The organism is Roseburia rectibacter, assembly GCF_014287515.2.
GTDB classification, from domain to species: Bacteria; Bacillota; Clostridia; order Lachnospirales; family Lachnospiraceae; genus Roseburia; species Roseburia rectibacter.
In genome coordinates this window covers 379,648-391,955 of sequence record NZ_CP092473.1, presented here as the reverse complement: position 1 = coordinate 391,955, position 12,308 = coordinate 379,648, and the positions used below count along the sequence as shown (strand labels likewise).

Below are 12,308 nucleotides of genomic sequence, written 5' to 3'. Positions count from 1 at the left end.
CACTTCTTACATTTTTGTAAGAACTGTGTAAGAAAACTTGATACAAAAAATGAGATACTCCATTTACAATATGGGTATGGAACAGTTAAGGAGGTTTATCCGATGAATACAATTTTGAAGCTGGAGCATATCCAGAAATATTATGGCAATGAGGGGAATATTACCAAAGCCATTAAAGATATTAGTTTTTCTGTGGAAGCCGGAGAATTTCTCGGAATTATGGGTGCGTCCGGTTCTGGAAAGACAACGCTGCTAAACTGTATTTCTACGATTGATACCGTAAGTGCAGGGCATATTTTTTTAGAGGGAACAGATATAACGGAAATCAAACCAAAATTCCTTGCCCGCTTTCGCAGAGAGAATTTAGGTTTTGTATTTCAAGACTTCAATTTGCTGGATACATTGACAATTTCAGAAAACATTGCACTGGCATTAGCAATCAATAAAGTCCCTGCAGGGATTGTAGAACCCCGCATTTTGGATATAGCCGGAAAGCTGAATATCAGCGATATTCTAAACAAATATCCTTATCAGGTATCGGGCGGTCAAAAACAGCGTTGTGCCTGTGCAAGAGCAATTATCAACAATCCGAAACTCTTATTGGCAGATGAACCGACAGGAGCATTAGACAGCCATTCCTCACAAATGCTGCTGTCTACCATTCAAAGTATCAATGAACAGCTTAGGGCGACAATTCTTATGGTAACTCATGACGCTTTTACCGCCAGCTATGCCAACCGTATTCTTTTTTTGAAAGACGGAGAAATCTTTATGGAACTGCGCAAGGGCAACGACAGCAGAAGTGCTTTTTTTGATAAAATTCTGAATGTCCTTACCATGATTGGAGGGGGACAGAGCCATGTATGCTAAACTTGTTTTCAGAAATGCAAAACGGTCTGTAAAAGACTATCTGGTCTACATTGTCACAATGACAATCTGTGTTACCTTGTTTTATGCGTTCTTGTCTATTTCCAGTAGTTATTATAGCCCGGATATAGGCAGCGAGTATGATTTTACTCTGTTAAGTGACGGAATGAAAATTGCAATCTGCATGATAACATTGCTGTTGTTATTTTTGATACGGTTCGTCAATCATTATATGCTAAGACGGAAGCAAAAAGAGTTTGCTGTCCAGTCCATTATGGGAATGGAACAAAAAACTATTGGCAGGATTTTCTTTGCAGAAACACTGATTATGGGTATGTTTTCCATTTTGATTGGTATTTTTTGCGGTGTATTTTGTTCTCAATTCATTACCGCAATGCTCCTTACTGCTTATGGAAAGCCTTATGAAATCTCATGGACATTATTCCCGGATACCGTTTTGTTGACAGTGGTATTTTTTGTGGCAAGTTTTTTTGTGGTAGGAATTTTCAATACCCGTACCATTCAGAAAACAAAAATTATTGATATGCTTTCCGCAGAGAAAGAGAACGAACCAGAGCTAAAAAAGAGCCGCTTCATTTCTGTTGTAGTAGTCCTCTTTGAAGTATTTACCGTATGGGGATTGATTGCAGGAATACAAAAGGTCTGGTTTTATTATGACACCCGCTTTGCGTTTCCGGTGCAGCTTATGTTTTGGGGAAATATTCTTTTTCCGCTGCTTACTTTGCTGTGGTCGATATTTTGCATAATCAGAAAGAAAAAAAGAGAATGTTTCATTGCTGGTTTGCTGATATGTTCTGTATTGAATGCTTTTACAGCAGCCAGCGTTGCAGCATTAACAAATAAATATTATCTGCCTTTAGGTGGTGGAACGCTCAATCAATATCTGCTTTTTGTTGTGATTGACTTACTTTTCTTCATTTGTGCCTTCATTTATCTTACCAGTGGTTTGATTGTAGCATGGAAAGAAAAATCGCCAGAACACCGATACCATGAGGAAGCACTTTTCTTTTTCGGACAGATTACCTCAAAGCTGAATACGACCAGCAAGACTATGGCAGTCATTTGTATCACTTTGGTATTAGCAATTTTCATGTTCGTTGCAGCCCCTATTTTGACGGGCTGGTCGTCTGGTTATTTGGATATACGCTCTATGTATGATGTGCAGGTATATTCGAGATACAATGATGTTTATGAAGAAGAAAATCTGCCACAGGACAGTTATGAAATCATTACTGATTTTCTGGCAGAACATAAAATAGATACAGACTATGATTGCACTTTCAATCTATATCTGCCAGAGAAAGACGATTTTCACAACAGACAGAAATATGATTTTCCGATTGTGGCAATTTCTTTAAGTGATTATAACACCATAAGGAAAATGTTGGGTTATGAACAGATTTCTCTGGGGGAAGATGAATTTACGACACAATGGGCGGCAATCGCCACCGAGGAAGAACGGGATAGCTTTTTGAAAGAGCATACCAGTATTTTGACAGACGCAGGAGAATTGACTCTTTCCGAGCAGTCCTATTATGAGGAAGCAATCGGAGAAACAGCGTACAATTCCTATACAGATATACTCTATGTACTTCCAGACAGTATTTGTGAAAAGCTGTTGCCGGTAATAAAAAACCGCTATATCACAACAGAAGAAAACATCTCCTATGAAAATGCAAGGGAACTGGAAAAATTTTTTACAGAGGAATACCCAGAGCAAGCAGAAAGCGGTGTTATGTATGGAATACGGTTCAGTACATTACAGAGGAACAGTACAATAGCAAATAATTTTGTTTTACAGGCTGCAATGCTTTATGGTGCTGTTGTATTGATGATTATATGTCTTACCGTACTTTCCTTGCAACAACTCTTAGACGCAGGACAATATAAATATCGCTTCTCTGTACTCCGAAAATTGGGGGTGGAAGAAAAGCATATCGGAAAACTTATCTTGCAACAATTAAGTGTTTGGTTTGGGCTTCCAATTATCACAGCAATCATTGTAGCTGCTGTTGTAATAGCTTACTTTATCCAAACCATATCAGCAGAAATTTCAGCCTATATCGGGTTTGGTGCATTGATGTTACAAATAGGGGCAACAATGGGCATTTTGGCAATTTTATTGATTTGTTATTTCATAAGTACATGGATTATTTTTAGGCATTCTGTTAATCCATAGAAAATATGTAATTATTGCATTTCGCACATTCTTTAAAGAGGGATAGCACTCTTAATGAACACTATCCCTCTTTCACTTAATAAAATTCTAATGAATCTTCTGCATCCACCCACATCTGTAAATTGCCCTCAAGATATAATCTTGCATATTCCAAAGGCTCATCCACAGCTAATGAAGTAAGTGCACATTCTGATCCATATGTGGTTTTTAAATCTTTTTCAGCTTCCCAGCAGTCAATGCGAAGCATATATCCAGCACTTGTGTAAACATCAATACTATCGTGATTTATGTTGTATTCTGCATAAATTGTTCTCATCGTATCTTATCTCCATTTTCTTTTGATAATCAGTAATAGAGTTAAATATCGAAAACATTTCAATCAGTTCACCATGTCGTTATTGTTATATGTTATACTGTGTTATGAAATTTTCTTTCCCTTAATTTTTCCCATATTAAGGTTCATGAAAGCTAATGGGAGAATGTAACACAAGGGAAAGAGTAAGGGAAAGTACACTTGCTACAAACTTAGTATTTTCAAGGGTTTGCGAAGAATTTGATAATCAAATATAACAGTTATTAAATTTCCTAAAATATGTGAAATATCAACTGGGATTTATCAGCCTGTATAAGCATCATTTGCCGTGTTCTCAAAATTCTGCTTTTTCAACCATTGCTTTTCTTCTTCGCTTTCCGGAATATCAATCCGCTCTATTTTGAAGATAACAGGGCGTGTGCCGTCATTGCAGCAGGCGATCATCATTCTGTCGTCATTTGTCCACTTACGCATAATGGAGCCACCCTGCAGCGCCGCATAGACATATCGGCTGATGGCATCCCATGCCTCGCCGCAGAATTTGCCGTTCATTAGATGGTAAAAGTCATCCTGCTCCGGCGTTCTTTTCAGAAGGAATGTATCTCCCGCCTTGAAGCAGGGACACGGACCTGATTTCGGATCAGCTAAATACTTTTCCTGCAATTCCGGAAATACCTTTGTCTCCAATACCGTTATTTTGCATTCATGTTGCATTCGTCAACACCTCCAGATTTCGATTGTTCGGGCTTTTCAAATACTAACGTACTTAATTCTGTTCAATAAGTGATTTATAGTAGTTACCAAAGTCAGCAAGTGAATTAACAATTGGAAGCATTTTTGTTCCGAGTTCCGTTAATCCGTATTCGACTCTCGGTGGCTGCTCATGGTAATCGTGGCGATATGCCAGTCCATCACTCATCATTTGTCTTAAACTATCTGTCAAAACCTTTTGTGAAATACCATCTATACTTCGTTGTAGCTCATTGAATCTCCATGGGCGCTCTTTCAAGTTACGCAAAATCAGCAGTTTCCATTTTCCTCCGATGAGAGATACCGCTGTTGCAACTGGGCATTCCGGTAATTCTTCTTTTGCTCGCATAATTCTCACCTCCGAGTCTATTGTAACACATTCAATTTTGAGTGTACAGTTACAAAAAGGTGCGTACTTGTTTTTGTATGTGTCTCACACTATACTAATACCAAGCAACCAGAAACTACAAATCAACTATGGAGGTATTATTATGACAAATTACACAAAAACAACTATTGGAAAGGAAAACCGAATTGAACTGCATGAAAAGTTGTCTTTAACAGGTGCAGAAATCAGTTTAAACGAACTACCTGCAGGAGCAAATGTCCCATTTGTTCATTCTCATAAAGAAAATGAAGAAATCTATGGAATTCTTTCAGGTAACGGCAAAGCCGTAATTGATGGAGAAGAAATCAGCCTTTCAACTGGAGACTGGCTAAAAATCGCACCTGCTGCAAAGCGTCAGTTTTTTGCATCCGATATTTCCGGAATTACTTATATCTGCATACAGGTAAAAGAAAATTCTCTGGAACATTTTACAGCAGAGGATGCCGTAATCGGCTAATTAAAAGTATTTATTTAATCGAGTAGGAGGGAAATCTGAGTGATTTCCCGACCTCTCACACCACCGTGCGTACCGTTCGGTACACGGCGGTTCAGTCAACTTAACAAGTAACACACCTTTCGGTGTAGTAATCTAACATTGAGATTAATCCAAAACGGGTTAGTCTTTCTTTTGTAACGGCTACATTCATGGCACCGCCTTGACAGCAGTGTGCGATTCTCGCACCATTATAAGCCGTTGAGTACGCTAGTTTCTTATATACCCCTAGCTTTATTAAGTTCTTCGCGCGATTCTGTGGAGTTTTCCAATGTTTCCATATACACATGCGCAATCGAAATCTTATGCTTTGGTCGAGCGTGGCACATAACACCTTCATACTACCTATTTTAAAGTAGTTAATCCACCCTCTGATAAGCTGATTAAGTTTCTCAACCTTATAGCTGTTACTAACGCCCCAGCTACGACAAGTGAGTTCTTTCATTCGCCTCTTGAACTTTGCTACTGATTTTGCATGTGGTTTTGCCTTAAATTGGTGTGCTCTTGAATCAAAGTAGAATCCGAAACCCAGATATTTCAATCCTCTTGGTCTATCTACTTTGCTCTTGGTCATGTTAACTTTGAGTCCTAGTTTCTCTTCAATAAAACGAGATATGTTTCTCATTACACGATTGGCAGACATTTCGCTTCCGACCATAATAATACAGTCATCCGCGTATCGTACAAAGTTAAGCCCTCTCTTTTCCATTTCCTTATCAAGTTCATTCAGCATGATATTTGCCAGTAATGGTGAAAGATTTCCTCCTTGTGGTGTTCCCACAATAGAATCCTCATACTCATCATCAATCATGATTCCACTGACAAGATATTTCCTAATGATAGAGATAACATCTCCATCTTTTATAGTTCTGCCTATGATGGTCATAAGCTTGTCATGGTTTACTGTGTCAAAGAACTTTTCCAAGTCAATGTCTACAATCCAGTCGTTGCCCTCGTTCATCATATCAAGTGCTGTCAGGATTGCCTGTTGTGCACATCTGTTCGGTCTGAATCCATAACTATGATCATGGAACTGCTCCTCATAGATTGGTGTTAAGACCTGTGCAATAGCTTGTTGTATAAATCTGTCTGTTACTGTTGGCACTCCCAGGTTTCTGAAACCGCCATCGGGTTTTGGTATCTCCACTCTCCGTACTGGCTGAGGTTTATACTTTCTTGTCCTCAGCTGCTCCTTAATGATTTCGCCGTTCTTTGCAAGATGTTCCTTAAGTTCTGTGCACTTCATTCCGTCCACTCCCTCTGCACCTTTGTTTCGTACGACCTGCAGATATGCTCTGTTGAGGTTATCGCTAGATAATATCTGCTCCATTAGACTACTTGTGTCCATGCGTTCTTTCCTTTCCGTCTCGCTTGATTTGACCATCTTTTACCCGATTGGTTACGGCAGATGTTATCTCTTCTGCAATACGAGACATACTCAAACTTATTGATTGTTCGCCCCTTTGCTCCATCTCTATTACAGAGACTTCTTCACTACTATGGGCTCGGCTGACTTCTCACAGTTCGTTGTTACTAGGCTAATGAAACCCCTGTGAGACCTCCACGCTTAAGGTGCACGCTCTTTCCTCTCATCTATCCGCCACATTTACTCGTACTTCCAGCAACTTTAGGACTTCATCTCTTTTGGCAGACTTATCCGTATTTCCGAGCCTTATATGTGATTTCTGTCCGTCGGACCAAGAGTTTGCTTACAGCTTCCTTCAGATTCCACCTCACGATGGACACCCTTGCTGTTCTGCTATACACTTCCTCGTTGCCTAGGCGTGTTCGGGACTTTCACCCATTAGAGCGCGCCCATGGCGCGCAAACCAAAAATGCACAGTTCCCGATAAGCTAAGAACTGTGCATCTTTTTTCTTCAATTTTACAATTTCTCTATTTTTCAAACAAGAACTTCTCGATTTCAAATGGCGATAAATAAATCTCTCCACCATCATCAGTTTAATTTTCGTTTAGATTAACGATTTCTTATTCCTGTATTCTCTGTCCCTCGGATTTCCTCATGATAGAAATAATCTACGATCACCGGATGTCCCTGCGGGACTCTGCCATAAGGCATTTCATTATCCACAAAGGGACAATCATACTTCTTAGCCATTTCCTCAACTTTTACTTCAAGTGCTTCAAAGTAGCTGCGGTTATGCTTGTTATAGATCTCGTCGTAAAGTGGTACAAGATCAGGATATTTTCCGGCGATATAATCCATAATTGTCTTTTTGAAACCGCCTCGAAGATTGAGATTTTCGAGCCAGAACAGATCGCACTGATCCTTTACCCGCTCAAAGATTGCTTCAAAATCCGTGATACCGGGGAATACCGGGGATACGAAACAGACTGTACGGATATCTGCTTCATATACCTGCTTCATAGCAGCGATACGGCGCTCAATGCTAGAAGCAGAGTCCATATCGTTCTTGAAATTTTCATCTAGTGTGTTGATCGACCATGAAACGGTTACTCGTCCAAGCTTCTTCAGCAGATCAATATCTCGTACCACAAGATCCGACTTTGTGCAGATCAGAATATCTGCGTCACTGCCGATCAGCTGCTCCAGAAGTTTTCTGGTATTCCCGAATTGCTCCTCCTGTGGATTGTAGCCATCTGTCACAGAACCGATGACCACCCGCTGTCCGGCATATTTCTTCGGATTCTTAATTTCCGGCCAATGCTTCACATCAAGGAAAGTGCCCCATTCCTCCTTGTGTCCGGTAAAGCGCTTCATAAAAGAAGCATAGCAATACTTGCAGGCGTGTGTACAGCCTACATATGGATTGACCGAGTAACCGCCTACAGGCAGACTGGACTTGGTCATGATGTTCTTTGTTTCCGCCTCATTAATGAGGATTCCATTTATTACTTCTGCCATGATTTCTGTACCTCCAACACTTTATTGAATTCATCTGGCATTTCCTGAATCATATTTTCATTCCCTATGATAGGGACAAGATCTTCCTTCATAAATACCGGAATGTCAAGCACATGCGCCTGATCTGTCAGAGACCATGCCCACTCCGGCTCCGTATGAACCTTCCTGCTCTGAACTCCAGTCATGGTGCCGACAACGATCCAGTTGATCCCGGAAAGATCAACTGAACCTGGATTGTCGAATAGCGGCTCAAAGGTAACATGATAGTGTTTTGCTCTGACATTTTCCCGTAGTGCGTCAATACGCCACAGTTCTGCTTTTCTCGTCACCGTAACACCAAACCATGCGTTTTCCAAATCTGTATCAAAATCCAGCAGATCTGGTCGCTTTGTAAGGAACAGGAACTGATGCTGTGGATTTTCACGGATTTTTTCAAATACCTCGTCTCTCCATTCTGACTTCCAGCCGGAAAGATCGCTCATGCCGGTAAGAAGAAAGTTCTGCGGACGTTTCTTTTCCATCATCTTGAGTTTACCCGGAAAGAATTCAGGGTCAGCAAAGTCATCAATCATATGCCAGCGTTTCACATTATTGCGGGCATAGCAATATGCACACCCCACTGTACATCCGATGACGATATTCATGTTTTGAATCTGATCTTTGATACAAATACTCATGATTTCTGCCACTCCTCAAGATTCTTTCTGATACGGTCGAGGCATTCCTCAAACTGGGTAATTTCTTCCTCCGAAAAACCTTTGTAGTAAATACTGCCCATTTTATCAGATACAGAATCGTATTCGTCCTTTAAGGCATGTGCTTTTTCAGTCAGAAACAGGAGTGTTTTCCTTTTGTCCGTTTCAGACTGAACACGTCTTATCAGCCCTTGATTTTCCATTCTTTCCAGCATCGTAGTAAGAGAAGTTATCGCTAATCCACACTTAATCGAGAGTGACCTGATTGAGATTCCATCCTCCTGCCACAGTACATAAAGAATACGCCCTTGGGCTCCGTTAAACGCATCAATATTCTTTTCGCTGAGAATCTTCTCAAAGATTCGATCTCCAAGTTGTTTTATTTTGGTAACAAGAAATCCTCCATTCATTTTTACACAAAAACTCCTATATAGTATTTTATCAAATAATACTATATAGGAGTTTTACTGTCAACAGTTTGTATGTCTAAGTAGAAGTAAATTCCGATTTCTCAGTTTCAAAAACTGGAAGTTATAAATATCTTTGCAAATATACCATATCTATTAACTGTACACCACACTCATAAATTGGGTGGTCATAATTGTCCGTAAAGAAATTCGGAATATTGTGAGATCGGACAAATCCGCATTTTTCATAAAACGGTACGGTCAACGGGCTGTCACCTGTTCCAACCTGCAAAATAGAATATTCATCTGCATATTTACTTACAAGGAAGTCAATCAATGCTTTCCCATAGCCCTGTCCTTGATTCTGAGGATCAACTGCAATATTTTTAATTTCAAGTATTCCATTATCTTCATCAGTAACGACACATTCAGCTTTTACATTACCATCTTCAAGTACATACATAGTACCTTTTTCAAGATAGTGATCAATCATATTTTCCTGCTCATCAGCTAATAACAATAATGCTATAAATTGCTTTTTATTCTCATTCACTTCTCGGATTTTCATATCTATTACTCCGTCAAACTAGAATTTGTTTATTTCTTCTTTTTCGGTTTTGGAGCTGGCAGTTCGTCATACATAGCACCAAACAAACCTGCCAAAAATTCCTTATTATCAACTTCATCTACCAACAACATCTCTTTTGCTCCCTCATAGGGGAATTCATATGAAGCTGTCGGCATATAACTAATTGCTGATTTTACTGGTTTAACAAGTAATCTATCATCATAGATACCACCTACCACCTACCATCTTTCCTCGATAATAAACAATAAATTCTCCCATCATAGCTCGATAAGTAATTTCTTCTAACTCAGATAGCTGCCCTAAAATAAACTCTAAATATTCTTTGCTTGACGCCATAATTTCACCTCAACTTATAATTTACTTAATAATATGTGCTGTAATAATTGTATAACTATATGAATTGATAGTGATTTTGACATTTCCAATTTCGCAATACCAATTTTTACCTTGTTTGTATATATGGCAATTTTCATCCAACACCTTATTTTTGCAATACTCAACAACATCTACTATATCTATTTTTAGATTTCTTTTAATTCTATCAACTCCCAGTTCAGTTGTATGAATTTTGTTAATATTATCGAGTAATATTTTTTTATCTTCCATTCTTCTTTTCCTCAAATTCCGATTGAGAAAACGATAACGACGGAATGTAAACGTATGGAGCGTTTACGAACTTTAAACAATAATATTTAAATATATTATAATAAAAATCCATGTTCCTTAAATTGGAACATGGATTTTGTGGTAATGGGGTAATTAATAATTTATATTTCACATGCCACATCATATGCTGATTTAATAGCATGATCAATATTACTTGGACGTTCTCCAGCACAATCACCAATATAGTGAAGTGGAAGAGGACAATCAGAAAGCTCTGGAAGGTTCTTTCTTGCACCAACAGCCATTACAACAAAGTCTGAAGCAATTTCTTCTGTTGATGTATTGTCGTCTATTGTTTTTTCAACAACTACAGAATCATCTTTGATTTCTGATAATTTTGCAGATGTTACTATTTGAACATTATAATGCTCTAATTCACTCATTAGAGTAGGTAGAACAGTGTTGCTTTCTTCTTTTGCAATCTGGTCCATCATTTCAATAATTGTAACCTTACATCCACGTGAAGCCAGATATTCAGCTGTCTCAACACCTACAAGACCACCACCGATTACAGAAACATTACCGAATACGATTTCTTTCTTGGCAAGCACATCCCATGCACTTGTAACAGTTGGAAGATCTTTGCCAGGAACAGGGATTATTGCGTTGTTTGCACCTGTTGCCACAATTACTTCATCGAATGAATTATAATCCTGTGATGTGAATTCCTGACCAAGTCTGAAAGTAACATCTAATTCAGGAAGTACATTTGTATAATAATTAATGCTTCTCATCATTTCTTCTTTTCTTGGAGGTACACTAGCAATAAGTAACTGACCACCAATCTGAAGTGATTTCTCAAAAATGGTTACACTATGACCTCTTAATGCAGCAACACGTGCAGCTTCAAGTCCAGCAATACCAGCACCAATAATAGCTATTTTCTTTGATGATGCTGCAGGAGTTATATGTCGTGTTGCTTCGTAACCGTTTTCAGCATTAAGTACACAACTTAAGAAAGCACGATTCTGAATATTATCTGTACATCCCTTATTGCACATCATACATGTTCTGACATTACAGCAATGTCCATCTGCGCATTTGTTTGCAAAGTCAGGGTCTGTGAGAAGAGAACGACCTAATCCAATGATATCAGCAGAACCATTTGCAATAACTGCTTCGGCAGCTTCTGGTGTAACGATACGGCCTACTACAGATACAGGAATAGATACAAGCTCTTTTATTTTTTTAGAATAAGAAACCATAAATCCGTATGGCTGTGTTCCCATGGCAGGGATTGTATCACCCATATTTCCTGTATGGTTAGCCTGTGCAACATGTAATGTGTCAACACCGCAAGCTTCTAATTCTTTTGCAAAAATGCAAGCCTCATCTAATGGAAGACCACCTTTTCCTCTAAAACTATTTTCTCCAAGAGGAGTAACTATAGGAAGCTTGTAGTCGATAACCATGTCAGGTACGATTGTTTTTAATCTTTTTACAAGTGTTAATGCAAAACGTGTACGATTAGCCAGGTCACCGCCATATTCATCAGTTCTATGATTTAAAATAGGAGAGCAGAGAGAACCAACAAGACGGTCTCCATGTACTTCAATACAATCAACACCAACTTCGTGTGCTAAGATAGCACAGTTTTCCATATGCTTTATTATTTCATCAAGTTCTTCTGCAGTTACTTCATTTACAAAGTGCTGCATATCATGGTGAAGTTTAGCTCTTGCTTCCTGCATTTTGCCCTGATGGAACATATCGTTTAAAGCTTTAACATTGTAGTCAGGATGGAATAACTGAATTCCAAGCTTTGCACCATTTTCATGACATGCGTCAGCAAGTTTTTTGAAGCTTTGAACCTGCTCAGGTGAATAAAGCTTTGGTGTAGGAGAGAATGTTGGAAGTGGTGCAACATCTCCAATTACTATATATCCGACACCGCCTTTTGCGAGACGCTCGTAAAAACGAAAACTTTGTTCTCCAATAGAACCATCTTTTTCCTCATATCCTGTTGTAAGTGGTGGGAACATAATACGGTTTTTAAACTCAATATTTCCAACTTTTATAGGCTCTAATAATTTCATTGTTCATACTTCCTTTCA

13 protein-coding genes and 1 pseudogene are annotated in these 12,308 nt (G+C 38.9%); 3 read left to right on the top strand and 11 right to left on the bottom strand.

Translation table 11 applies throughout. From position 1 onward, the window contains the following. Window positions 1-102 precede the first annotated feature (102 nt). Window positions 103-870 carry an ABC transporter ATP-binding protein gene (locus H8S51_RS01875; protein ID WP_055156116.1) on the top strand — a complete coding sequence of 256 codons (768 nt, stop codon included), beginning with the start codon at window positions 103-105 and terminating at the stop codon, window positions 868-870. Next, the gene (locus H8S51_RS01870) at window positions 860-3,067 is read left to right on the top strand and encodes an FtsX-like permease family protein (RefSeq protein WP_055156117.1); all 2,208 of its coding nucleotides are present in this window, start codon (window positions 860-862) and stop codon (window positions 3,065-3,067) included. The genes H8S51_RS01875 and H8S51_RS01870 overlap by 11 nt, the downstream gene beginning before the upstream one ends. Window positions 3,068-3,143: 76 nt before the next feature. Here H8S51_RS01870 and H8S51_RS01865 read toward each other — a convergent pair whose 3' ends face one another. From H8S51_RS01865 to H8S51_RS01855, 3 genes are all read right to left on the bottom strand, one after another. After that, the gene (locus tag H8S51_RS01865) at window positions 3,144-3,383 is read right to left on the bottom strand and encodes a DUF6061 family protein (protein WP_055156118.1); all 240 of its coding nucleotides are present in this window, start codon (window positions 3,381-3,383) and stop codon (window positions 3,144-3,146) included. A gap of 300 nt (window positions 3,384-3,683) precedes the next feature. Further along, window positions 3,684-4,094: a TIGR04076 family protein gene (locus tag H8S51_RS01860; protein ID WP_186900626.1), complete on the bottom strand. Its 411-nt coding sequence runs from the start codon at window positions 4,092-4,094 to the stop codon at window positions 3,684-3,686. 52 nt (window positions 4,095-4,146) lie between these two features. Then, window positions 4,147-4,479, bottom strand: coding sequence for a winged helix-turn-helix transcriptional regulator (locus H8S51_RS01855; protein ID WP_072522465.1), 333 nt, complete (start codon window positions 4,477-4,479; stop codon window positions 4,147-4,149). A gap of 142 nt (window positions 4,480-4,621) precedes the next feature. Between H8S51_RS01855 and H8S51_RS01850 the strand changes: the two genes are divergently transcribed. Continuing rightward, on the top strand, window positions 4,622-4,975 hold the full coding sequence (locus H8S51_RS01850; RefSeq protein WP_118210241.1) for a cupin domain-containing protein: 354 nt from the start codon (window positions 4,622-4,624) through the stop codon (window positions 4,973-4,975). A gap of 100 nt (window positions 4,976-5,075) precedes the next feature. Here the strand turns inward: H8S51_RS01850 and ltrA are convergent, their stop codons facing one another. The 8 genes and pseudogenes from ltrA to bilR all read right to left on the bottom strand — a co-directional run bounded on the left by ltrA (window position 5,076) and on the right by bilR (window position 12,290). After that, on the bottom strand, window positions 5,076-6,359 hold the full coding sequence (ltrA, locus tag H8S51_RS01845) for a group II intron reverse transcriptase/maturase (protein ID WP_241070849.1): 1,284 nt from the start codon (window positions 6,357-6,359) through the stop codon (window positions 5,076-5,078). Window positions 6,360-6,988: 629 nt separating this feature from the next. After that, window positions 6,989-7,897 (bottom strand): radical SAM mobile pair protein B, encoded by a 909-nt coding sequence (locus tag H8S51_RS01840; RefSeq protein ID WP_186900596.1) that lies wholly within the window; start codon window positions 7,895-7,897, stop codon window positions 6,989-6,991. Beyond that, window positions 7,885-8,574: a radical SAM mobile pair protein A gene (locus tag H8S51_RS01835; RefSeq protein WP_117920234.1), complete on the bottom strand. Its 690-nt coding sequence runs from the start codon at window positions 8,572-8,574 to the stop codon at window positions 7,885-7,887. The genes H8S51_RS01840 and H8S51_RS01835 overlap by 13 nt, the downstream gene beginning before the upstream one ends. Next, window positions 8,571-9,002: a radical SAM mobile pair system MarR family transcriptional regulator gene (locus H8S51_RS01830; protein WP_117920236.1), complete on the bottom strand. Its 432-nt coding sequence runs from the start codon at window positions 9,000-9,002 to the stop codon at window positions 8,571-8,573. Before H8S51_RS01830 ends, H8S51_RS01835 begins: the two co-directional genes overlap by 4 nt. 121 nt (window positions 9,003-9,123) lie before the next feature. Beyond that, window positions 9,124-9,567 carry a GNAT family N-acetyltransferase gene (locus H8S51_RS01825; RefSeq protein ID WP_117920238.1) on the bottom strand — a complete coding sequence of 148 codons (444 nt, stop codon included), beginning with the start codon at window positions 9,565-9,567 and terminating at the stop codon, window positions 9,124-9,126. Between the two features lie 29 nt (window positions 9,568-9,596). Next, window positions 9,597-9,924: pseudogene (locus H8S51_RS01820) on the bottom strand (TfoX/Sxy family protein). Window positions 9,925-9,945: 21 nt separating this feature from the next. Then, window positions 9,946-10,194, bottom strand: a complete 249-nt coding sequence (locus tag H8S51_RS01815; protein WP_118592421.1) for a DUF3781 domain-containing protein — start codon at window positions 10,192-10,194, stop codon at window positions 9,946-9,948. A 161-nt stretch (window positions 10,195-10,355) separates the two neighbouring features. Beyond that, window positions 10,356-12,290: a bilirubin reductase, long form gene (gene bilR / locus H8S51_RS01810; RefSeq protein ID WP_186900595.1), complete on the bottom strand. Its 1,935-nt coding sequence runs from the start codon at window positions 12,288-12,290 to the stop codon at window positions 10,356-10,358. Window positions 12,291-12,308 lie beyond the last annotated feature (18 nt).